19 protein-coding genes are annotated in these 23,056 nt (G+C 70.1%); 11 read left to right on the top strand and 8 right to left on the bottom strand.

Annotated features, from left to right (window positions below; genetic code table 11):
- Positions 1–27 precede the first annotated feature (27 nt).
- The gene (locus CP970_RS08275) at positions 28–1,428 is read left to right on the top strand and encodes an 8-oxoguanine deaminase (protein WP_055550847.1); all 1,401 of its coding nucleotides are present in this window, start codon (positions 28–30) and stop codon (positions 1,426–1,428) included.
- A gap of 267 nt (positions 1,429–1,695) precedes the next feature.
- The gene (locus CP970_RS08270; protein WP_055550849.1) at positions 1,696–3,174 is read left to right on the top strand and encodes a nucleobase:cation symporter-2 family protein; all 1,479 of its coding nucleotides are present in this window, start codon (positions 1,696–1,698) and stop codon (positions 3,172–3,174) included.
- An 81-nt stretch (positions 3,175–3,255) separates the two neighbouring features.
- On the opposite strand, the gene CP970_RS08265 is transcribed toward CP970_RS08270, so the two are convergent.
- On the bottom strand, positions 3,256–4,152 hold the full coding sequence (locus CP970_RS08265) for a scabin-related ADP-ribosyltransferase (RefSeq protein WP_150493103.1): 897 nt from the start codon (positions 4,150–4,152) through the stop codon (positions 3,256–3,258).
- 295 nt (positions 4,153–4,447) lie between these two features.
- Here CP970_RS08265 and CP970_RS08260 point away from each other — a divergent pair, with 295 nt between their 5' ends.
- A complete protein-coding gene (locus CP970_RS08260) occupies positions 4,448–5,851 on the top strand; it encodes a nucleobase:cation symporter-2 family protein (RefSeq protein ID WP_055550852.1) in 1,404 nt (467 codons plus the stop codon).
- On the opposite strand, the gene CP970_RS08255 is transcribed toward CP970_RS08260, so the two are convergent.
- Complete coding sequence (locus CP970_RS08255) at positions 5,832–6,743, bottom strand: NAD(P)-binding domain-containing protein (protein ID WP_055550854.1); 912 nt, start codon at positions 6,741–6,743, stop codon at positions 5,832–5,834. The genes CP970_RS08260 and CP970_RS08255 overlap by 20 nt on opposite strands.
- Before the next feature lie 204 nt (positions 6,744–6,947).
- Between CP970_RS08255 and CP970_RS08250 the strand changes: the two genes are divergently transcribed.
- The gene (locus CP970_RS08250; protein WP_055550856.1) at positions 6,948–8,117 is read left to right on the top strand and encodes an MFS transporter; all 1,170 of its coding nucleotides are present in this window, start codon (positions 6,948–6,950) and stop codon (positions 8,115–8,117) included.
- 21 nt (positions 8,118–8,138) lie between these two features.
- Here CP970_RS08250 and CP970_RS08245 read toward each other — a convergent pair whose 3' ends face one another.
- On the bottom strand, positions 8,139–9,047 hold the full coding sequence (locus CP970_RS08245) for a hypothetical protein (protein ID WP_055550857.1): 909 nt from the start codon (positions 9,045–9,047) through the stop codon (positions 8,139–8,141).
- A 193-nt stretch (positions 9,048–9,240) separates the two neighbouring features.
- Complete coding sequence (locus tag CP970_RS08240) at positions 9,241–10,110, bottom strand: chitosanase (RefSeq protein ID WP_055550859.1); 870 nt, start codon at positions 10,108–10,110, stop codon at positions 9,241–9,243.
- Positions 10,111–10,421: 311 nt separating this feature from the next.
- Here CP970_RS08240 and CP970_RS08235 point away from each other — a divergent pair, with 311 nt between their 5' ends.
- Complete coding sequence (locus CP970_RS08235) at positions 10,422–11,072, top strand: DUF4360 domain-containing protein (protein WP_055550861.1); 651 nt, start codon at positions 10,422–10,424, stop codon at positions 11,070–11,072.
- Between the two features lie 248 nt (positions 11,073–11,320).
- Here CP970_RS08235 and CP970_RS08230 read toward each other — a convergent pair whose 3' ends face one another.
- Both CP970_RS08230 and CP970_RS08225 read right to left on the bottom strand, forming a co-directional pair.
- Positions 11,321–13,564 (bottom strand): alpha-N-acetylglucosaminidase, encoded by a 2,244-nt coding sequence (locus CP970_RS08230; RefSeq protein ID WP_150493101.1) that lies wholly within the window; start codon positions 13,562–13,564, stop codon positions 11,321–11,323.
- A 120-nt stretch (positions 13,565–13,684) separates the two neighbouring features.
- Complete coding sequence (locus tag CP970_RS08225) at positions 13,685–14,422, bottom strand: TetR/AcrR family transcriptional regulator (protein WP_150493099.1); 738 nt, start codon at positions 14,420–14,422, stop codon at positions 13,685–13,687.
- Positions 14,423–14,527: 105 nt separating this feature from the next.
- Between CP970_RS08225 and CP970_RS08220 the strand changes: the two genes are divergently transcribed.
- The 5 genes from CP970_RS08220 to proP all read left to right on the top strand — a co-directional run bounded on the left by CP970_RS08220 (position 14,528) and on the right by proP (position 21,258).
- On the top strand, positions 14,528–15,991 hold the full coding sequence (locus CP970_RS08220) for an MFS transporter (RefSeq protein ID WP_055549295.1): 1,464 nt from the start codon (positions 14,528–14,530) through the stop codon (positions 15,989–15,991).
- 198 nt (positions 15,992–16,189) lie between these two features.
- Positions 16,190–16,954: an IclR family transcriptional regulator gene (locus CP970_RS08215; protein WP_055549293.1), complete on the top strand. Its 765-nt coding sequence runs from the start codon at positions 16,190–16,192 to the stop codon at positions 16,952–16,954.
- 173 nt (positions 16,955–17,127) lie between these two features.
- Positions 17,128–17,490, top strand: coding sequence for a hypothetical protein (locus tag CP970_RS08210; protein WP_055549292.1), 363 nt, complete (start codon positions 17,128–17,130; stop codon positions 17,488–17,490).
- A gap of 238 nt (positions 17,491–17,728) precedes the next feature.
- Positions 17,729–19,579, top strand: a complete 1,851-nt coding sequence (locus tag CP970_RS08205; RefSeq protein WP_055549290.1) for an alpha-L-fucosidase — start codon at positions 17,729–17,731, stop codon at positions 19,577–19,579.
- A gap of 194 nt (positions 19,580–19,773) precedes the next feature.
- Complete coding sequence (gene proP, locus CP970_RS08200; protein ID WP_055549288.1) at positions 19,774–21,258, top strand: glycine betaine/L-proline transporter ProP; 1,485 nt, start codon at positions 19,774–19,776, stop codon at positions 21,256–21,258.
- Between the two features lie 9 nt (positions 21,259–21,267).
- Here proP and CP970_RS08195 read toward each other — a convergent pair whose 3' ends face one another.
- Both CP970_RS08195 and CP970_RS08190 read right to left on the bottom strand, forming a co-directional pair.
- Positions 21,268–21,513 carry a DUF397 domain-containing protein gene (locus CP970_RS08195; protein WP_055549286.1) on the bottom strand — a complete coding sequence of 82 codons (246 nt, stop codon included), beginning with the start codon at positions 21,511–21,513 and terminating at the stop codon, positions 21,268–21,270.
- Positions 21,510–22,334 (bottom strand): helix-turn-helix domain-containing protein, encoded by an 825-nt coding sequence (locus tag CP970_RS08190; protein WP_055549305.1) that lies wholly within the window; start codon positions 22,332–22,334, stop codon positions 21,510–21,512. Before CP970_RS08190 ends, CP970_RS08195 begins: the two co-directional genes overlap by 4 nt.
- Positions 22,335–22,490: 156 nt before the next feature.
- Between CP970_RS08190 and CP970_RS08185 the strand changes: the two genes are divergently transcribed.
- Entirely contained in the window at positions 22,491–22,931 is a 441-nt protein-coding gene (locus CP970_RS08185; protein ID WP_055549303.1) for an ATP-binding protein, read from the top strand.
- Positions 22,932–23,056 lie beyond the last annotated feature (125 nt).

Genomic DNA, 23,056 nt, shown 5'->3' with positions numbered 1-23,056 from the left:
AACGCCACCAGTAGAGAAGGAAGCACCATGGCTGCATCGGCAACCCAGGAAGGCGCCGTAGAGCGCATCGTCATCGAGAACTGTGCCATCGCCACGGTCGACGCGAATGACACCGAGTACGCCTCCGGCTACGTCGTCGTCGCGGGCAACAAGATCGAGTCGATCGGCGCTGGCAAGGCCCCCGAGGGTCTGGCCGACGTCGTGCGCCGCGTCGACGGCACCGGACACCTGGTCACCCCGGGCCTGGTCAACACGCACCACCACTTCTACCAGTGGATCACCAGGGGCCTGGCCACCGACCACAACCTGTTCAACTGGCTGGTGGCGCTGTACCCGACCTGGGCGCGCATCGACGAGCAGATGACGTACGCGGCCGCGCAGGGCTCGCTCGGCATGATGGCCCGCGGCGGTGTCACCACCGCCATGGACCACCACTACGTCTTCCCGAAGGGCTCCGGCGACCTGTCGGGCTCGATCATCCGTGCCGCCTCCGAGATGGGCGTCCGCTTCACCCTGGCCCGCGGCTCCATGGACCGCAGCGAGAAGGACGGCGGGCTGCCGCCGGACTTCGCCGTCGAGTCCCTCGAAGGCGCGCTCGCCGCGACCGAGGAGACCGTCAAGAAGCACCACGACGCGTCCTTCGGCGCGATGACGCAGGTGGCCGTCGCGCCCTGCTCGCCGTTCTCCGTCTCCACCGAACTCATGCGGCAGGGCGCGGAGTTGGCGCGCCGCCTCGGCGTACGGCTGCACACCCACGGCAGCGAGACGGTCGAGGAGGAGAAGTTCTGCCACGAGCTGTTCGGCATGGGCCCGACCGACTACTTCGAGTCCACCGGCTGGCTGGGTGAGGACGTGTGGATGGCGCACTGCGTCCACATGAACGACTCCGACATCGCGGCGTTCGCCCGTACCGGTACGGGAGTCGCCCACTGCCCGTCCTCCAACGCGCGCCTCGCGGCCGGCATCGCCCGCGTCCCCGACATGCTCAAGGCGGGCGTCCCGGTCGGCCTCGGCGTCGACGGCACCGCCTCCAACGAGTCCGGCGAGCTCCACACCGAGCTGCGCAACGCCCTGCTCATCAACCGCCTCGGCGCGCACCGCGAGGCCGCCCTGAACGCCCGTCAGGCGCTGCGCCTCGGCACCTACGGCGGTGCCCAAGTCCTGGGCCGCGCACCGGAGATCGGCTCCCTGGAGGCGGGCAAGCTCGCCGACCTCGTCCTCTGGAAGATCGACGGCATCGGGCACGCCTCGATCGCCGACCCGGTGACCGCCATCGTCTTCGGCGCGGCGGCCCCGGTCACCCTCTCCCTCGTCAACGGCAAGCCGGTCGTCGAGAACGGCACCCTGCTGCACGCCGACGAGGACGCCATCGCCCGCTCCACGCGGGACCAGGCCCAGCGTCTCGCGCGGATCGCCGCCGGGAGCTGACCCCACGAACTCCGGTTGAGGGGGACGGCCCTCGACCGGACTTGAGCAGCCGAGCGGGCTGCTCAAGTGCCGCCCCGGAACGCGGCCCAAAGCTTCGCGTTCCCGGGGCGGTCAGCACTACCTGGGCGCATTTCCACCGGCCACGCCGGTACCTCTCAGCACCACCCACAACTTCATACCGAGCAAGTCCTTGCACGACGCACCACCTCCCAGAAGCGAAAAGTGCCGGCGCTCAGCCGGGACCGGAAAACAACCGGAGGAGCCACAGTGGCCAATCAGCCCAGGTTCACCAAGCAAGGCACCACCCCAGACCCAGCCGCCGACGAGGGCCCCGTACACCCGGCCGACGTACACCCGGTGGACGAGAAGCTCCCGCCCCTGAAGATGGCGACGACCGGCCTCCAGCACGTGGCGGCCATGTACGCGGGCGTGGTCGCACCCCCGCTCATCGTGGGCGCGGCGATCGGCCTCTCCGCCAAGGAACTCACCTTCCTGACCGGCGCCTGTCTCTTCACCGCGGGCCTCGCGACCTTCCTGCAGACCCTCGGCGTCTGGAAGATCGGCGCCCGCCTGCCCTTCGTCAACGGCGTGACCTTCGCCGGTGTCGCGCCCATGCTCGCGGTCGTCGACTCGACCAAGGACAAGGACGACGCCCTGCCGATCATCTTCGGCGCGGTCATCGTCGCGGGCATCCTCGGCTTCATCGCCGCCCCGTTCTTCTCCAAGATGATCCGCTTCTTCCCGCCGGTCGTGACCGGCACGGTCATCACCCTGATCGGCATCTCGCTGATGCCCGTCGCCTTCGGCTGGGCGCAGGGCCCGGTTCCCGGCGCCGACGACTACGGCTCGATGAAGAACCTGGGCCTCGCGGGCATCACGCTCGTCATCGTGCTGCTCCTGCGCCGCTTCACCACCGGCTTCGTGAAGCAGATCGCGGTGCTGCTCGGCCTGGTCATCGGCACGGTCGTCGCGATCCCGTTCGGCGTCACGGACTTCGGCCCGGTCGGCGACGCGGACATCGTCGGCTTCCCGACGCCCTTCCACTTCGGCGCCCCGCAGTTCGCGGCCGCCGCGATCGTCTCCCTGTGCGTGGTCATGGTGGTCTCGATGACCGAGTCCACCGCCGACATGCTGGCGCTCGGTGAGATCGTCGACCGCCCCGCCGACGAGAAGACCATCGCGGCCGGCCTGCGCGCCGACACCCTCGGCTCGGCGATCAGCCCGCTCTTCAACGGCTTCATGTGCAGTGCCTTCGCGCAGAACATCGGCCTGGTCGCGATGACCAAGATCCGCAGCCGGTACGTCGTGGCGGCGGGCGGCGGCTTCCTCGTCCTGATGGGCCTGTGCCCGATGGCGGCGTCGCTGATCGCGGTCGTGCCGCGCCCGGTGCTCGGCGGCGCGGGTGTGGTCCTCTTCGGCTCGGTCGCGGCGAGCGGCATCCAGACGCTGGTCAAGGCGAACCTGGAGAAGGACAACAACGTGCTGATCGTGGCGGTTTCGCTGGCCGTCGGCCTGATCCCGATCGCGGCGCCGGAGTTCTACCACGCGTTCCCGGAGACCGCGAAGATCATCCTCGACTCGGGCATCTCGACGGGCTGCGTGGCCGCCGTGCTCCTGAACCTGGTCTTCAACCACATCGGCAAGGGCCGCGAGGACGACGACGTCACGGCGCCGATGGAGGGCGGCGGGGCGATCGCCGAGACGCGGGTGCCGGGGCAGGCACAGGGGCAGGCGGCGGTGCACTGAGCCACAGGTCACCGGGTGCTCCGGCGCTTCGGGGCCCTTCGCGCGGTCAGGTTCCGCGCGAGGAGCCCCGCCGGACGTTCCTCAGTCGATGTCCATGGCGTCGCCCTGGCCCGCCGCCGCGCCGCCGCCCGGGGGAATGACCTTGATGACCTTGCCGTCCTTGTCGCACAGCTCCGCGCGCAGGATGTAGCCGGGCTTGACGCCCTTCCAGAAGATGACTTCCTGCTGTTGGACGAAGGACGTGGTGCCCAGCGTTTCCACCAGGTCGATGCCGCCGGGAGCGTTGATCACGTAGCGGTAGCCGCTGCCGTCCGGCTGCCGCGCCCAGTCGGGCACGTATCCGCCGGGGGAGCGGGTGGTGCTGACGAAACCGGTCTTCTGCAGCAGCTTCTGGTAGTGCCGCAGGCTCGCGGGGAGCTTCTCGTTCCAGGGCGCGAACCCCTTGCCGAGGATCTGGTCCGGCGTCCTGCCGTCCCAGCGGTAGAGCAGTTCGTTGTCCTTGCGGTACTGCAGCGGTGGGAGGGGGCGTCCGCCGCCCGCCTTGTCCTCGCGCATCGACTTCACCTTGCCCGGGTCGATGCCGTACTTGCTGTCGCCGAACCCGACCGCCTCCTGGGGCGTCGGCGTGGTGGACCGCGGGTACTTGCCGCGCTCGGCCATGAACGCCGGGAAGTCGGCCTCCTCCGCCTCGGAGTCCATTCCGCCGTCCGAGATCTCCTCGGCATCGGAGAAGTCCAGCTGGTCGATGTCCATGGCCATCGAGTCCTGCCCCGGCGCGCGCTGCACCACGGGCTGCTCGCCCCGCTGTCCGCCCTGCCGCCCGTTCTGCTGGAGCAGCTGGACGACGGCGGCGTTGCCCGCGGCGCCTTGCAGCGCCTGGAGCCGCTGCAAGGGGGAGCCCGCTCCGGCCGGGGCTCTGCGCGCCGCGGCTCGCGACGTCGCTGGGGCGTTCTTCCTGGCGTGGTCGTGTTCGCGCAACGTGAGGCTCCTCGGTGACAGAGGCACCCATGCTTCCCGATGGCCACTGGTCGGGGCCAGAAGTCAAAGGGCAGTGTCGGATGACCGAACGGGCAGGTGGGCGCGGTCGCGGCGATCAATCCGGGTGGCTTCGAGGTCTTCCGCAGCCGGGGTGCGCTGACGTAACGTCGGGGCGCCGCCGATCGCATGGCGGAAGTTACTTTCCAGTCGGTTAAGTCCGCCCGGTTCCGCGTCTCATGAACTCCCACGGAACGGGAGCGACTTCCGGCGTCACGCAACGGAAGAAGCGCCACCCATGAGTTCTGAAGCGAAGTCCACCGCAGCGCCTGCGGACGCCCCCGAAGTCCACCCCGTCGACGAGGTCCTGCCGCCGGGCCGGATGCTCGTCGCCAGCCTCCAGCACGTCGCCTCCATGTACGCGGGCGCGGTGTCCGTCCCGCTCGTCGTGGCCGTCGCGGCGAAGATGTCGCCGGGGGACACGGCCGTACTCATGGGCGGCAGCCTGCTGATGGCGGGCATCGCGACGCTGCTGCAGACCCTCGGCATCGGCAACTTCATCGGCTCGCGGCTGCCGTTCGTCAACGGCGTCTCGTTCGCGGGCGTCGGCGTGATGCTGACGATCATCTCGACCCAGGGCGGCGTCGAGGCGGGCATGCCGGTCGTCTTCGGCGCCATCATCGTCTCAAGTCTCTTCGGTTTCCTGGTCAGTTCGTACTTCTCCCGGCTCGTCCGCTTCTTCCCGCCCGTCGTCACGGGCTCGGTCATCACCCTCATCGGCGTCTCGCTGATCCCCGTCGCGTACGACTGGATCGTGGACGACTCCACGACCGGCACGCCGGAACCGAAGAGCATCGGACTCGCGGGCGCCACCGTCCTCGCCATGCTCCTGCTGCAACGGTTCACGCGCGGCTTCCTCAAGCAGATCAGCATGCTCTTCGCGATGGTCTTCGGCACGCTGCTCGCGATACCGATGGGCCTCGCGGACTTCTCCAAGCTGGACGGCGCGGACCCGGTGGGCATCCCCTCGCCCCTGCACTTCGGCGCCCCGGAGTTCAACATCCCGGCGATCATCTCCATGTGCGTCGTGATGCTGGTGATCCTCACCGAGTCGACCGCCGACATGATCGCCCTCGGCAAGATCGTCGAGAAGGACGTCGACGAGAAGACCATCGCCCGCGGACTGCGCGCCGACGCGCTCGGCTCGGCGCTCAGCCCCCTCTTCAACGCCTTCCACGCCAGCGCGTTCGCGCAGAACATCGGCCTGGTCGTCATCTCCAAGGTGCGCAGCCGCTTCGTCGTCGCCCTCAGCGGCGCCATCCTGGTCCTGATCGGCCTCAGCCCGGCCGCGGCCGCGCTGATCTCGGTGGTCCCCATGCCGGTGCTCGCCGCCGTGAGCCTCTTCCTCTTCGGCTCCATCGCGGTCAGCGGCATCCAGACCCTGTTCCAGGCCGACCTGCACCGCGGCGACAACGCGCTGATCGTGGTCGTCACCCTCGGCGCGGGCCTGGCCCCGGCGCTCTCCGACGGCTTCTACGAGGCGTTCCCCGACTGGGCGCAGATCGTCCTCGGCTCCGGCATCTCCACGGGCTGCATCCTCGCGGTGGCGCTGAACCTGGTCTTCAACCACCTCGGTACGAAGGGGAGTTCGCCCCAGAGTCCGTCGCCCGTGGCCCAGGGACTCACGACCGACGCGTCCTGAGGCGTCGTACGGTCTCGGGCCCCGTGTACTCCGTGACCCCGTCGGCGGCCCGCTCCTCCAGCTCGGCCACGGCCCGCTCGAAGAAGTCGGCACGCACGCCCGCGTCCCGCGCGGCCCGCAGCATGTTCTGGGTCCCGGCCAGTACGACGTCGAGCCCCTGGGCGAGGGCGGGCCCGGCGCCCGCCGCCGGGCCGTTCGGATCGGCGTCCAGGTCGGCGTCCACGTCGGCGGCGAACGCGGGCATCACCTGGGTCATGCTCGTCAGCCACGGCACGAGCAGCTCGGTGAACCCGCCGGCGCTGCCCTCCTCGTGCGAGGTGGCCATGGCGACCGAGTGGAAGAAACCGGCGAACATCATGTCCATCGCGGAGAGCAGCGCCAGGTCGTAGAGCGGGGCGATCCCCGCGTCCGCGCCCAGGTACTTGGCCGCGCCCAGAGCTTCCAAGGTCTCGCGGTGCGCGGCGAAGTGCCGCTCGGCGCCGCTGTAGAGCACGAACGCCCCCGGCGTCCCGACGGTCGCGGGGATCGCCATGATCCCGCCGTCGAGATAGTCGGCACCGGCCCCGGCCGCCCACTTCTCGGCCTCCCTGGCCTCGTCCGGCGTCCCGTTGGTGAGATTGACCAGGGCCCGGCCGCGCAGCGCACCGACGGCGGGCTCCAGAACGGCCCGGTTCGTGTCGTAGTCGAGCAGGCATACGAGGGTCAACGGCGAGGCGAGCAGTGCCTCTTCGGCGCTCGCGGCCCGCACGGCACCGCGCGCCACCAGCTCGTCGGCCTTGTCGGCGCTGCGGTTCCACACGGTCGTGGGATGCCCGGCGGCGAGCAGGGCACCGGCCAGCGCCCGGCCCATGTCGCCGAGCCCGATGACGCTGACGGGTGCTTTGCTGCTCATGGGGGCTCCTTGTGCGCGGGTGGGGGCTGGGAGGGGTCCCTCCACCCTTGGTCAGGCGCGCGTGGGCCACAAGTACGCACTAATTAGTGCGTACTTGAGCACTCGATGCAGGTGCGGGCGCAGACGCCGACGTCACGCCCACGTCCACGTCCACGTCGAATTCATGCCAGACCCCGGCAGGGGCCCGCTGATGGACTCGGCACCATGCTCCTCGTACAGACAACGCCCCGCCTCGGCTGGTTCGCCGTCCTCTCCCTCACCCTGGGACTCTTCTCGATCGTCACCACCGAGATCCTGCCCATCGGGCTCCTCACCCCCATCGGCGACACGTTCGGCGCGTCGGACGGTACGGCGGGGCTGATGATGACCCTGCCCGGCCTGCTCGCCGCCGTCGCCGCTCCGGTCGTCACGATCGGCACCGGCCGCGTCGACCGGCGTCGCATGCTCTGCCTGCTGATGGCCGTGCTCGCCCTCGCGAACTTCCTGGCCGCGGGCGCGCCCGCGTACTGGCTGATGATGGTCTCGCGGGTGCTCGTCGGCTTCGTCATCGGCGCGTTCTGGTCCATCGGTGTGGGGCTCGCGGAGCGGCTTGTTCCGGCGGATCAGGTGGGGCGGGCGACCGCGGTGATCTTCTCCGCCGTTCCGCTGGGCTCCGTCCTCGGCGTGCCCGCGGGCACGCTGCTCGCCCAACTCGCGGGCTGGCGCACGGTGTTCGTCGCCATGGGCGTGCTCACGCTGGCCGTCCTCGCCGCGCTCCTCGTGTCCCTGCCGCCGCTGGCGCCCCAGCAGGTCACCGGGCTCGCCGCCCTGCGCGACCTGCTCGGCACCGCCCGCACCCGCGCCGGTCTCGCCGTGACGTTCCTGGTCGTGACCGCGCACTTCGGCACGTACACCTACGTCACGCCGTTCCTGGCCGACGTGACGCACGCGGGGCCGGGCCTCATCACCGCGTTCCTGCTCGCCTACGGCACCGCGGGCATCGTCGGCAACTTCCTCGCGGGCGCGTGGGTCAGGCGCGCGCTCCGGACCACCTTCGCCCTCGCGGCGGCGCTCATCGCCGCGGCGACCCTGCTCCTGCCGCTCCTGGGCACGAGCCGTCCCGGCGCGCTCGCGCTGCTCCTGGTGTGGGGACTCGCGTACGGCGCCGTGCCGGTCTGCTCGCAGACCTGGTTCGCGACCGGGGCGCCGCACGCGCCCGAGGCGGCGTCCGTCGTGTTCACCTCGTCGTTCCAGGCGACGCTCTCGCTGGGCGCGCTGGCGGGCGGCGCGGTCGTGGACGCGGCGTCCGTGTCGGTGGTGATGGTGGCAGGAGGAGCCGCCGCGGCCCTCGCGGCGATGGCCGTGACGAGGGCCGCGAGGGCTGGCGACAGCTGACTTACAGGTACTCGGCCCTACTCAACCCAGCTTCACCGACGTCACCGAGGCCCCCGCGTTCTCGTCGTCCGTGCCGAGCAGCACCTCCCGCGTGCCCGGCACGGACTCCACCGCCTCGATCTTGTGACCCTTGAACTTCCGCAGGACCTCGGGGGACTTGGCGATGCTGAGCCGCACCTTCCCGGTGCGGGTGACGGACACCTTGCCCGCGTCGCTCACCGCGGAGTCGAAGGGGCCGTCGTCGCCCGCGTCCGACGCCGAGCCGACCAGCAGGCGGCCCGACGAGGTGACGCTGAGGTCGGAGGCGTGGCGTACGGCGCCCTTCGGGTAGGCGGCGCGGAAGCGGGCGGTGGTGACCGGTCCGAAGTCCGCCTCGCCGTATTTGTTGAAGGAGAACGCGGCCGCGCGCACGGTCGCGGGGCGGTCCTTGCCCGCGCCCCGGTCGGCCCAGACCGCCACGGTCTTGCCGTGCCGCGAGGCCAGCGTGAAGCTCTCGTAGTCGTCGCCGTCGGCGATCGCGGGCAGCGGCGAGGTGTCGAGGACCTCGGCTTCTGAGCCTGTGACCTTCAGGTGGTAGACGAGGCCGCGGCTGGCGAGTGCCACGTATTCGTCGGAGGTGCCGGGCACCGCCTCGACCGCCTCCAGGTCGATCGGCTCGGCGCCGCCCGACCAGGCGAGCGGTTCGACGAGCGCGGCCCGCCCCGGGCGGTAGGTGAGTTCGGCGACGCGGTTCTGACCGGGCTTCTTGTTGTCGCGTACGACGAGCGCGTGCGTGGCGCCGCCCGCGCGGCCGGTGAGGGCGAGGCCGCTGATGCCGGTGCTGATGTCGTCGCCGACCTGCTGCCAGCCGTCGTCGGCGACAGGGGCCCCCGATGTGAAGAGCGCGGCAGTAGCGGTGGCGGCGGCGAGCACAGTCGTACGGAGGAACATGGAGATCTCTCACCTCGGTGCAGGGTGACGCGCGTAGACAGGGAGTTGGCCGGGACCGTACCCATTTCAACCTGTCAGAGGCAAGAGGTGTGCGAGGACGCGCCCGAAGGGGCGCGGGGAACTGCGCGACCAGCCACGACATACCCGCAGCAATGGCCCCGCAGCTCCCCTCCGCACAGCGCAGCGGCAACGCTCAGCCGATGTGGTACGGCTCCCCGTACACCTTCCAGTCCAACGGAGTCTTCAGGCTGAGGTTGCCCTTCTTCAGGAAGACCCGCTGCGCGGTGTCGACCCGGCTGGTGTCCTCGTGCGCCTCCTCCTGCTTCATCGCCCAGACGCGCGCGTCGAGGAAGGCGTTGAGGTACTTCACCTCGTCGCCGCCCTGGGCCGGTGTCTTGGCCGAACGCAGCGCGCGCTTGCGGATGTTGCTGAAGCTGGTGGAGTCGCCGCCGTCGCCGTGCATGACGATCGCGTCGTAGTACGCGAACTGCCCGAGCACGCCGACGCCGTCGGTCTTGCCCTGCTTGACGGCCGGGTTGAAGTAGACGCGGTCGCGCTCGTCGTCCTGCGCCTTGCGGAACTCCGGGTCAGAGTCGGCGGCCCGCTCCCAGTCGGGCTTGAAGTTCGGGTCGAGCCCTTCGTGGGAGTCGCTGCCGTCGACCCTGCGCAGCGCGGGCAGGTACTTGGCGAGGATGTTGTTCGGCTTGCGCTTCGTGTAGAGCTCGACCAGGTCGAGCATGTCGCCGGTGCCGGAACAGAAGCCGATGATCCCGGCGGTGTAGCCGCGGCCGTCGTCGATGTCCTCGCAGTAGCGGTACTGCTTCTTCCATTCGAGCGAGGAATTCTCCGCGCTGCAGACGATCTGCATCGCGATCTCCTTCTTCGCCGGGTCGTCGAGCCCGCCCGCGGCGGCTCCGGACGAGGCGCCCCGGGACGAGGTCCCCGTGGCGGTGGCCGTCTGGGTGGCGATGATCGGGCCCGCCACGGCCGCCGCGCCGATGAAGGCGAGCAGGGTGCGGCGGGAGGTGACGTTGGTGCGCGGGGGTATGTGGGGGGTCTCCACGAGGGCCTCCTAGAGGGGGAGTTCGAGACGACTGCTAGGGGAGTGCTGGGGGAGTGCGCAGAGCGGTTCGCGGAGGAGTTCTTGGTTCCGCGTTCTGTTAGGAAGGTTTCCTACCAGAGATTCGACGTGACGTATACCCGTCAAGCAACGATGAGCCTGTGGCGCTCGAATGGCCGGACATCGCGCTGTCCGCCGGACCCATTGGTCCGTACGATCCCCTCGCTCACGCAATCCGCTCCAGGCGCCTGCAGCCCGCTCATCGCACTACAGCACTTCTCCAACTCCCCACCTCAGTAATGGAACGGAGAACCATGCCTGGTGCACTGCTGCTGACCGGCGCCGTCGCGGCGCTGTTCGGCTCGATGCTGCCCGCGCAGGACACGTCGGCGATCCTCGACCCGCCCCCGGACAAGATCGTCATCGAGGTCGCCACGGTGAACGGCTCCGGCTGCCCCGCCGGTACCGCGGCCGTCGCCGTCTCCCCGGACAACACGGCCTTCACGGTCACCTACAGCGAGTATCTCGCTCGTGCGGGTGCCGGGGCCGACCCCACGGCCTTCCGCAAGAACTGCCAGCTCAACCTCATCGTGCACGTCCCGCAGGGTTTCACCTACGCGATCGCCAGCGCGGACTATCGCGGGTACGCGTCGCTCCAGCCGGGTGCCAAGGGCACGGAGAAGGCGTCGTACTACTTCCAGGGCTCGCCGCAGACCGCCGCGATCAGTCACGAGTTCAAGGGCACGTACAACGACAACTGGCAGGCCACGGACAGCACGGACTGGGCTCAGCTGGTGTGGGCGCCGTGTGGCGTGCGGCGCAACTTCAACATCAACACGGAGCTGCGGGTGGATTTGGGGTCGTCCGACCCGGCGAAGTCCAGCTTCATGACGATGGACTCCACTGACGGTGACATCAGTACGGTGTACCACTTGGCGTGGAAGGAGTGCCCCGGTCGTCGTTGAGTTGATGTCAGGGCTGCGCCCCCTTGCCCCGCGACGGGGTTGGGGGGCGTGGCCGTGGGTTCTTTTGCTGCGGGCGCATCGTGGCTGGTCGCGCAGTTCCCCGCGCCCCTTACGGGGCGCCCCCCCGCAGCGCCGCGTTCAGGGTCGCGGCGAACCGTGGGGGCAGGCGGTGTTTTTAGGGGCGCGGGGAACTGCGCGATCAGCCCAAGCGGGCCCGCAGCTTGTGAACCGACCCGCAGGCGCAAGCCCTACGCGCCGGTCAAGAGAACCTTCCGCACCCGCGCCGCGACGGCATACGTGTCGCCCGAAGGGCGGGTAGCGAGGCGGCCGGGGTCCCGGATCCACGCCTCCTCGACGGCGAACCAGTCGATCCTGCCCGGGGCGCGGCCCCCCGCAAGCGCGGCCCGCAACTCCCCGAAGTAGCGCGACCAGCGCACCCGGTAGAGCCCCCCGACCAACCCCGCCCACTCACGGTTGGCGTAGTCCCGCAGACCCGCGTCCGCCCCGGACCGCGTGCCCCAGACCGTGAGCAGGGAGAGCTGGTCGTAGGCGAGTTCCGTACGTTCCTTGTCGGTGGCGCCCCACGCACGGGCGTCGGCGACCCAACGGCCCAGCAAGTGACCCGAGTCGGTGGCGGCCAGGCGCTCCAGCAGGTCCATCAGGTCCAGCCAGTCGCGGGTCAGCCGGTCGAAGCGGGCCGCGTCCCCCGCGTCGTACGCCTCCTTGATGCGGGGGAGCAAGACCCGGCTCCGGTTGGAGAGCGCCTGGCGCGCGACGTCGAGGAGGTCACGGCGGTACGCGGACGAGTCGCGCAACTCACGCCGCACCGCGAGGAGTTCGCCGAGCGCGGGCTCGAAGTCCGCCGGGTCGTAGCGCATCTTCTTGGGCGACCAGGCCGCCGCCGAGGTCGCGGACAGGTCGGGGCGCGCGCCGAACAGGCCGTCGGCGCCCTCGGCCCACTCGTCGACGCGGGTCGTGCCGTAGGCCGTGCGGCGCAGGATGTCCCAGGCGGCGGTGGCGTGCGGGTCCCGCGCGCCGTAGCGGGCCTTTGCCCACTCGCTGAACCACTCCTTCAGGTCCAAGTCGCCATCCCGCCAGGCTAGTTCGGAGAACAGCTCGAAGGCTGCCGGGTTGTTGTCCGCGGCCTCAGGCATGAGCGAAATGCCCCGCATCGTGCTGCCGTCCTTGGTGCGCCACTTCTCGTAGAGGGCCGCCCAGTCGGGGGTGTTGGCGCCGAGGGCGGTGTGTCCGCCGAAGTTCCAGATGGAGCCGAAGGTGTACGGCGTGGAGCCCCAGTCGGCCTCGCGGTCGGTGACGTGCGGGAAGCGGTCGGAGAGCCCGTCGACGACGAGCATCCGCTCCTTGTCGACGGCGTCGGTGATCGCCTTCGGGGGATTGTGCTGCCAGCCGAGGATGACCCAGGTGGCGCCGGGGTGGGCGGTCCGCAGCGCCTTCTCGACGCCCTTCGCGGCCTCGCCGACGGGCACGTCACCGGGTTTTCCGCCCTCGTGCAGCAGGTCCATCTTGTACATCGTGGTCGGGCCGAGGAGCCGGTCCTGCGCGCGGTAGAACGCGGCGGCCACGCGCGCGAACTGGCTGGTGCGCGGATCCAGCCAATCCGGTCGGGTGAAGCCCACCCAGTCGCCCTGGGGCACCGTTCTCGCGCCCGGGTTCCGGTCGGCGAAACCGGCCGGAACGGTGCCGTAGTAGCCGGGCAGGACCGGTGTCATGCCGAGCTCGCGGAGCCGGTCGCAGATGCGGCGGCCCAGGCGGGCGCGGGCGTCGAGCAGCTGCCGGGACACGGGGTGCGGGAACGACGACATGTTCTGGAGCAGCCACCACGGCTGGTGCGCGGGCCCGGGAATCCAGGCGCGCAGCTCCTCGTCCGTGTAGCCGAACTCCTGGAAGGCGCGGTGCTGGACCGCGTCGGCGCCGAGGTACACGAGGACCTCGTTGTAGCCGTGCAGCGCGAGCACGTCGATCTCGCGCTCCCAGTAGGCCCAGTCGCGGTAGGCGCCGGTGTAGCCGTCGTTGGTGTCGTTGAGTACGAAGCGGTGGGGGACGTTGGCGGTGCCGGTGAGCGGGGCGGTGGGCGCGGGCAGCCGCTTCGGCAGGTCGGTCTGGCTGCCCGCCCAGGTGATGTTGGCGTGTGCAGTGTGCTTCAAGTAGTGGCGCAGGCCGGTGAGTTGGGCGACAGGGCCGGTGCCTTCGACGGTGATGTGTCCCGTGCGGCCGGTGACGCGGAAGCTGTCGCCGGACGCGGCTGCGGACGGGGTCGTACGGAAGGTCAGCTGGTCCCGGTGGCGGGGGAGCAGCCGCCGGGCCGCGTCGGCGGCGGCGCCGGTGCGCGGGGCGGGGGCGCCGCCGGAGGGGACGGGGTCGGTGCGGACGGCGCCGGCGGGCGCGCCGTCGGCTGCGCTGCCGGAACAGGCGACGGCGGCGCCTGCGGTACCGGCGAGGCCGGTGAGGAAGGTGCGGCGAGGGAGTGGCATGCGGGCTCCGTGAGGCCGGGGGGTGGGGCGGTGCGGGCCATGGTGTTCCTGCCCCGTCCGGCCCGTGCCGCTAACCGATCGGCCCGTGTCGCTATCCGACCGGCCCCTGCTTAAGTCCGCTCAAGTCCGCTCAAGTCCGCCGAGCAGTGTGGTGAGCGTGAACTCGAAGCGCTCGTGCCCCTCCCCGGAGGTCAGCTCCTCGATGTGGGCGACCGTGTTCGGGAACTTGTCGGGGGGCAGCATGCGATACCGCTCCACGAGCGAGTCCCTGTCCAGGACGCGCTGGTCGGCCCCGCTGTCGGGGCGGTGGCGCAGCGACACCTCGAAGCAGTAGGCCGAGACGTAGAGGAACGCGGCGTCGATCGCCCACGCGGCGGACCGCGGCGGCACCCCCGAGGCAAGCAGGATCGTCAGCATGCCTTCGCTGAGCTGCAGCGCCTCCAGGCTGTTCGGTGCGGCGGCCAGTGCGACGCGGGAGATCCCGGGGTAGCGCAGGTACTCGTCGCGCAGGGACCGGCAGACCTCCAGCATCTGCTCCGTGGCCCGCGCGGGGTCGGGGTCCGGCACGGGCACCCTGGCGCACAGCTCGCTGATCAGCAGCTCGTCCAGCTCGGCCTTGTTGCGTACGTGCGCGTACAGCGAGGCGGGCCCGGTCTGGAGCGCGGCGGCGACCCGGCGCATGGTCAGCGCCTCGAAGCCCTCGGTCTCGACGAGCCCGAAGGCCGCCTCCATGATCCGCGCGACCGTGATGGGGGCCTTGCCCGACCGCTCGGTCCCGCCCGGCTCGCCCAGCGCCGCAATCTTCGCCGCCCACTCGTCACGCGTCTCGGCGTGACCTGGAGCCCTCTTGTTGGCCATGGCGCCCAGCATAGCTTGACCCGAACGCTGTTCCTCTGTAGAACGGTGTTCGTGGCACGAACACCGTTCGTCGCGTCTTCGCGAAGCCTTCCCGAGAGGAATCCCATGTCGTCCCCACACGTCACCCAGGAGCGCCCGGCGGCCGAGCCGTCCGGCGCGTTCCGCTCCCTGCGCGAGGCGTGGGTGGCCCTGGCGGGCCTCTCCGCGGTCTTCCTGTTCGAGATGATGAGCAACACCGTCCTCAACGTCGCCCTGCCCACGATCGGCCGCGATCTCGCGGCCCCGACGGTCGCCCTGCAGTGGGTGACGAACGGCTACTCGGTGGTGTTCGGGGCGCTGATGCTGGTGTTCGGCGTGGTCGCCGACCGGCTCGGCCGCCGCCGGGTGATGCTCGTCGGCCTGACCCTCCTTGGCGTGGCGAGCCTGGCGACGGTGGCCGTCACCGACACGGGCGAGCTGATCGCCGTCCGCGCGGTCATGGGCCTCGCGGCCGCGATGACCACGCCGGGGGCCATGGCGATGGCCTACCGGCTGTTCGGCGACGAGGGCCTCCGGGTCCGGGCGATCACCCTGATCTCCACCGTGGGCATGGTCGGCCTCGCGATCGGCCCGACCGTGGGCGGCCTCCTGCTCTCCTTCGCCCCGTGGCAGCTCCTGCTGGTGATGAACGTGCCGATCGTGGCGCTCGCGATCGTCGGCATCCGGCAGGGCGTCCCGGCCGACGACCCCGCCGACCTGCACCGGGCGCCCGCCGACCTGGCAGGCGGCGTCCTCGGCACCGCGACGATCGTGCTCGCGCTCGTCGCGCCCACCCTCTTCGAGCACTCGGGCGCCGGATCGTGGGCGCCGTGGGCCGCCGTCGCCGGGTTCCTCGTGGCGGCGACCCTGTTCGTCGTACGTGAGCGTTCGACCAGGCACCCGCTGCTCGACCTCGCGCTCGTCGCCAGGCCCAAGGTCTCCGGCGGCCTCGCCTACAAGGCGGCGGCAGGACTCGCGAACGCCGGGCTCGCCTACCTGGTGACGCTGCAACTGCAACTCGACTGGGGCTGGCCGCCCGCCCTCGCGTCCCTCGGCATGCTGCCCCAGGTCGTCGTGCTGATCGCGGGCGGCCCGTTCGTCCACCCCTTCGTCGCGCGGGTCGGCATCGACCGCGCCGCCTGGATCAGCGCGGGCTCGGTCGTGGCCGGACTCGCCGTCTACACCGTGTTCGGCACCCTCGGCTATCCGTGGGTGGCGGTCGCGCTGGTGTTCGTGGCCGCGGGCATGCGGGTCGTCGGCGCCGCCGCCGGGGTCAACGTGCTGGACGGCCTCCCCCGCAACCGCACCTCCACCGGCGCGGCGCTCATCGACACCGCCGCCGAGGTGACCGCCGCGGTCGGCGTCGCCGTGGTCGGCACCGTGCTCGCCGCGGTCTTCGTCGGGAACGTCACCGCGGGGCACTGGAGCGCGGCGCAGACCGGGCAGTTCCGGGAGGCGGTCACCGTCTCCGGGGCGGTGCTCACGGTCGTCTCGGCGGGGCTGGTGGGCTGGGCGATGCGGCGTACTCGCCCCGGGGCGGGTGAGCGGTAGGACCTCCGGTCCGGGTTCCTGGTCACCGGGCCCCTGCTCCGGGGAGTGTCCTGTTCGGGGCATGTCCCGCTGCCGCGATCCCCCGAAAGTGGGACCCCCGAAGCCAAAAGGTGGGGCCTCTCGCGTGCCCGTTCGGCGCGGCAGACTTGTTGGAGAGGGAGTACGGGGAACGGGGAAGAACGGGGAACGGGGGAGATCGTGAAGCGTGGACGGACATCGCCGCACGAGGACAGGGCCAACAGGGCGGCTGCCCAGGTTGGCCGAGGCGTACTGGAAGGGGCGTTCCTGCTCCTGGAGGAACTCGCCAGAACGGGCGACGCCGGACTGACCGACCTCGCGGCGCGCGCCGGACTGCCCAAGGCCACCGCGCACCGCCTGCTCGACCAACTCGTCGCGCTCGGCGCGGTGGAGCGCGGCTCCGGCCGCTACCGCATCGGTGCGGCGGTGGCCCACCTGGCGCGGTCATGGGGCACCTATCACCCCCTGACCAGGGCGGCCGCCCTGCCGTTGCGGAGACTGTCGGCGGCGACCGGGGCGAGTGTGGCCCTCGCGGCTCCTGTCAGCGGCAGCATGGTGATCGTGAGCGGGCGGCCGGGGCCCGCGGACGAGGTCTTCCCGCACATGCCCGGCCTGATCCTTCCGCCCGACAGCGCGGCCAACGCCGTCATGTCCGCGTCCGCGCCATCCGCGGCGCCGCCGCCGGAGCACTCACGGGCCGAGTGGGGCCGCCGCCTGAGCAAGGTGCGTGAGCGCGGTGTGGACCTGCACTGCTGCGAGGTCGAGGCGGACGTGTCCTGTCTGGCGGCTCCGGTGCACGCCCCGTCCGGCAGGGCCGTCGCGGCCATCGGGGTGTGCTTCGTCGGCCACCAGCGCCCGTCCGCCACCACGGTCGACGCGGCACAGCGCGCGGCCCGGATGCTCAGTTCGAGCCTGGCGATCCTGCCGCGCACCCGACGCCTCTGAAACGGCACGTCTTTGCGGGGGTGTTCCGCTGGATGGACCGGAATCTGGGGGTTCGGCGCCTTGCGGGAAACACTGGCTACGCCGCAGCTCGATCAGCGAATTGCGGCCCAACTCGCCGTGTGCTCAGGGGAGTTGGTAAGAGGCGCTTCGCGAGCACGGATCGGAGAGCAGCCATGACGACAGTCAATTCGACCAACGCCGTCACCCCCAAGTTCGAGAAGGTCGTGCAGGAGGGGGCTCGGGACGCGGGTGCCGAGGCGATCGGCGGCAACGTCGGCGAGGTGTGGCGCAGCGCGCAGTGGTGGAGCCCGGGGAACGGAGCCTGGGACCTGCCGATCTCCTTGAGCGTGATCAACGCGAACTCGACCGTGGTCATCACGGCCTCCGAGGTCGACGGCAACGGCAACAGGTTCGTCGGCTCCGCGCCGTTCCAGGTGGACAACATCGCCCCCGGCAACGGGGTCGTGTGGTTCAAGATCAACATCGGTTGGGGCAGCCCGCTTCCGATGCGTACGGACGTAACCGTCTTCAACTGAGAGACGCCTCCCTGGCAGAGGGTCCGGGAGGTGGTGTGCGGGGGAGGGCTCCGGGGCGCGGCAAGCTGCCCCGGAGCCCGGGCCGCAGGGGCCGTCGAGACATCAGTCATCGGATCGATTGCGGTGTCACGATGCAACTTGCCGAGAGATCTGGCGAGTTGGGTCCATTGACATCCGATGTATTCATCCCTACGTTCCCGAGCGACCCCTCAACCTAGGGAACCCCGGGAGCCGCCCCATGCGCCACAGAGCCACTGGAATCGCCCTGCTCCTCGCCGCGGCCCTCGCGGGCACGGCCGCAGTGCCGACCGCGACCGCCGTCCCGAACGACACCCCGGCCCCGAAGCCCGCGCAGGCCCCGGCGCCGGTGAAGACGGGCCCCGGCACCGACCACGCCGCCGACGACCCCTTCACCGCCGACCGCACCAACTGGTTCCGCCAGGACCGCTTCGGGATGTTCATCCACTTCGGGGCGTACTCGAACCTGGAGGGCGAGTACAAGCGGCCCGACGGGAGCGTCTGCCGCGACGCCGAGTGGATCAAGCGGCAGTGCGACATCCCTATGGACGCGTACGAGAAGCAGGCGCAAGGCTTCAATCCGGCGGACTTCGATGCCAAGGCCGTCGTCAAGGCGGCCAAGGACGCGGGGATGAAGTACATCGTCATCACGTCCAAGCACCACGAGGGCTACGCGATGTGGCCGACGAAGGTCAACGACTGGAACCTGCGCGACCATTCGTCCTTCGACAAGAACCGCGACATCCTCGCCGAGCTGAAGAAGGCCTCCGACGACGCGGGCATCAAGCTCGGCTTCTACTACTCGATCTGGGACTGGCACGACAAGGACTTCGCGGACCCGGCCACCTTCCCCAAGTACGAGAAGCGCATGTACGCCCAGCTCAAGGAGCTGGTCGACAACTACGACCCGGCGCTGCTCTGGTTCGACGGCGAGTGGGACACCGACAACCCGCACAACCCGTGGACGTCCAAGGACGGCGAGAAGCTGGAGGCCTACCTCCGCGGCCTGAACCCCGACCTCGTCATCAACAACCGCGTCGGCAAGCGCCGCGTGGTCGACGGCGATTACGGCACCCCCGAGCAGGAGATCCCGGGCGCCCCGGTCGACGGCCAGCTCTGGGAGTCCTGCATGACCCTCAACGGCCACTGGGGATACGCCCGTTACGACGAGGACTGGAAGTCCGCACAGACCCTGACGCGCAACCTCCTCTCCACCACGTCGCGCAGCGGCAACTACCTCCTCAACGTCGGCCCCGACGCACGCGGCCGCGTGCCACAGCCCTCCGTCGACCGCCTGAAGCAGATGGGCGACTGGCTGCGCACGGCGGGCCAGGGCAACGCGGTCTTCGGCGCGCGCTACGGCGGTCTCGTCGAGGAGCCCGCCTGGGGATCGGTGAGCCGCAAGGGCGACAAGCTCTACGCGGCGGTCACCCAGTGGCCCGCGGCGGGCGGCTCCCTGCACCTGAAGGCGCGTACGGAGTTCAAGGTCACGTCGGCCCGCGTCCTCGGCAGCGGCCAGAAGGTGACCGTCACCAAGGCGGGCGACGGCTACGACATCAAGCCGTCCGGCGCCGCCACCAACGCGACCGCGACGGTGGTCGAGTTGTCCGTCGACCCGGGCCCCACGGCACGGCCGGGGCGCGGCAAGGGCCTCAAGCAGGAAGTCTTCGACAACGCGAAGCTCGAAGGCGCCCCGAAGCTCACCCGCACCGACCCCACCCTCAACCACGCGTGGAAGTTCGACGGATCCCCGGCCGCCTCGGTCCCCGCCGACAACTTCAGCGTCCGCTGGAGCGGTTCGATCGAGCCGCGCCGCTCGGAGACGTACACCCTGACGACCGTCTCGGACGACATGGCGCGCGTCTGGATCGACGGCAAACTCGTCATCGACTCCTGGACGCCGCACGAGCCGAAGATCGACAAGGCGCAGGTCGCCCTCACCGCGGGCAAGCGCCACACCATCAAGGTCGAGTACGCGGAGCAGACGGGTGAGGCCCATCTGAAGCTGCTCTGGTCGAGCCCCGGCCAGGAACAGCAGATCGTGCCGCGGAGCCAGTTGTACGCGCGCTGACCTGAGCCAGTTGTACGCGCGCTGACCGCACGACGACACCGGTTCCCTTTGTGGCGATTCAGGCCCCAAGTCCTTCCGCATAAGGGACTTGGGGCCATTGCGGCAAGGACCATTGGCGGGCACTTTCCGGTTCTACGGGTTGGCAGTGTTGATCGACGTCCAGCCAGGAGACGACCGAGAGAGTTGACCCGCCCGTGAGCGCGCCCGAAGCCCCCGAAACACCGGCACCCCCCGCTCCGGAGGCCATCGCGAGACACCGCGCGCTCTTCCGCGCGATCCACCGCCGCAAGAACCCGCGCCTGCGCCAGTCGGACATCACCGTCACCGAGGAAGCCCAGGTCAAGCGCGCGGTGAAGGCGACCGCGCTGGGCAACGCCATGGAGTGGTACGACTTCGGCGTCTACGCCTACCTCGCCGTGATCATCGGCAAGGAGTTCTTCCCCTCGGGCAACGACACCGCGCAGACCCTCTCCTCGCTCGCCACCTTCGCCGCCGCCTTCCTGGTGCGTCCCATCGGCGGCATGTTCTTCGGCCCGCTCGGCGACCGCGTGGGCCGCAAGAAGATCCTCGCGCTCACCATGATCATGATGTCGGCCGCGACACTGGCCATCGGCCTGATCCCCAGCTACACCACGATCGGCGTCTGGGCGCCGATCCTCCTCGTGCTCTGCCGCATGGTGCAGGGCTTCTCGACGGGCGGCGAGTACGGGGGAGCGGCCACCTTCATCGCCGAGTACGCCCCCGACAAGCGGCGCGGATTCTGGGGCTCGTTCCTGGAGTTCGGCACCCTGATCGGCTACACCGTCGCCGCCGTCCTCGTCACCACCCTGACGATGCTGCTCAGCGACGACGCCATGCAGTCCTGGGGCTGGCGCATCCCGTTCATGGTGGCGGCGCCGCTCGGTCTCATCGGCCTCTACCTGCGCATGAAGCTCGACGAGTCGCCCGCCTTCCAGAAGATGGAGGAGGGCGAGGGCCCGGCCGCCGAGCGTCAGAAGAAGTCGTTCAAGGACTCCTTCTTCGGCCAGTGGCGCGCGATGCTGCTCTGCATCGCGCTGGTCGCCGCGTTCAACATCACCGACTACATGCTGCTGTCGTACATGCCGACGTACCTCACCCAGCTCGGCTTCGGTGAAGCGGGCGGCCTGATGTCCATCGTGATCGTCATGCTGATCCTGATGGCGCTCATCAACTCGGTCGGCCGCCTCTCCGACCGCATCGGCCGCAAGCCGGTCCTGATGGCGGGCTCGGTCGGCTTCTTCGTCCTCGCGCTGCCCGCGTTCCTCCTGATCAAGCAGGGCGGCACGGTGGCGGTCTTCTCCGGCCTGCTCATCCTGGGCCTCGCGCTGGTCTGCTACCTGGGCGTCATGTCGTCCTCGCTGCCCGCGCTCTTCCCCACGGACGTCCGCTACGGCTCCCTCTCCATCGGCTTCAACATCTCGGTCTCCCTCTTCGGCGGCACGACCCCGCTGGTGGTCGCGGGCCTGATCAGCGCCACCGGCAACGACCTGATGCCCGCGTTCTACACGATGCTGGCCGGTCTGATCGGCATCATCGCGGTCGCCGCGATGAAGGAGACGGCGCGTCAGCCGCTGGAAGGCTCCCCGCCGTCCGTCGCGACGGACGCGGAGGCGCGGGAGTTGGTGGAGAACCAGCCCCAGTCGCAGCCGCAGTACTGACGACGAGGCTCAGCGGCCCTCGGCGTACGCCACGAACTCCGCCCAGGCGCGGGGGTTCAGGGCGAGCCGGGGGCCTTCGGGGTTCTTGGAGTCGCGGACGTGGATGGTGGTGGGGCAGGGGGCGATCTCTAGGCAGTCCCCGTTGCCGCTGCTGCTGTAGCTGGACTTGTGCCAAGTGAGGGCGACTTCAAGGCAGTCGCCAGAGCTGCCGCTGCTGTAGCTGCTCTTGAACCAGGCCAGTTCGGGGGTGCTCATGCTGCTCCTCGCATCCGCTCCAGCAGGCTCACCGAGTCTTCGAACGAGAGAGCCTGTGCGCGCATCCTGGCATACCGCATCTGGAGCATGCTGACCACTTTCGGATCGGAGATGAGCTGTCCGCTCTCTTGCCCCTCGGAATAGGCGAGCAACCTGTTCTCCGGCGTCTCCAACAACTGCATAGGTCCGTCCAGCCCGGCATGACTCTTCCGTGCCACCGGCATGATCTGCAGCTCGATGTTCCGGCGCTCTGCGAGCCCGAGAACATGGTCGATGAGTTCCATGGTGACTTCATGCCCGCCCATGCCGCGCTGGAACAAGTGTTCCTCAAGGATGAAGCTGTACGCCGTGTTCGGCCGTTCCGTGAGGAGTCGTTGGCGCTCGACCCGCGCGTCCATTCGAGCCTCGATCTGCTCGTCGCCCAGCGGCGGAACGCGGTTGACGAACAGAGTTCGTGCGTACGCCTCGGTCTGCAACAGCCCCGGAATCAACCGGCATTCGTACGTGTAGAGGGCCAGCGCCTCCTGCTCCAGCAGAGCCCACTGCCGGAACCACGTCGCCAGCCCCGGCTTCCGCGTCAGCTGGTTCGCGGCGAGCCTCAGCGTGCCGAACGCGTCAAGCGCGGCCTCGCACCGGTCGACGAAGCCGGTCGGCGGGAACCGCCTACCCTGTTCGATGGAGGCCAGGAAGTGCGAGGAACAGCCGACCTCCTCGGCCAGTTCCTCCTGGGTGACACCGGCGCGTTTGCGGAAGCTCTTCAGTACGGCGCCGAAGGTCTTCAGACCGTCCGACGGCTCGGGCTCTTTACTGCTCGACGACATCACGGGTAACCCCCGACGCTCGTGTGCTGATCCCCGCCAACAGCCCCATGGTCACGGTCCGTTACCCCGTCTGTCCACCCTTTGTACTCGTACGCTGACGGAGCGTACGAGTTTGGTTGCTGGTGGGTGGCCCGCCCGTACGGCCACGGTGAGATCATGCCGACCCAACTCCAACCCGCCGCCCCCGCGCGGGAAGTCACCGAACGTCTCAGCCCCACGCCCCGAGGCGCCCGTCTCGCCCGCAGGCTGGCCAGGTACCACCTGGACGGCTGGGGCATCCCGTACGACTCCGAACTGTCCAACGCCGCCGAGGCGATCGTCGCCGAGCTCGCCGCGAACGCGGTGACCCACGGTCGCGTACCCGGCCGTGACTTCGAGCTCCGCCTGACGCTCCACGCGGACACGCTCCGTGTCGAGGTCTCCGACACCCGTGCCGAGCGCAGGCCGCCGCAGGAGCCCGAACCGCCCGAGCCCGACGCGGAGTCGGGCCGGGGGCTCGTGATCGTGGCGGCGCTGGCCGTGGAGTGGGGCGTGGCGGGGAGGCCCGTCGGCAAGACGGTGTGGGCCGAGCTTTCGTTGGTGGCTCAACATACTTGACGTACACGGGAGTTGGTTCACCCCGTGTACATCCGGGAGGGGCGTTACCGGACGCGTGGCGTACGCCGGGACGACACCGGCGGGCCCCAGTCTCACGCAAGATCCGTCCGCCGTTCCCGGAACGA

Source organism: Streptomyces kanamyceticus, from assembly GCF_008704495.1.
In the GTDB taxonomy this organism is placed as follows: Bacteria; Actinomycetota; Actinomycetes; order Streptomycetales; family Streptomycetaceae; genus Streptomyces; species Streptomyces kanamyceticus.
This window is presented reverse-complemented; position numbering and strand designations above follow the sequence as displayed.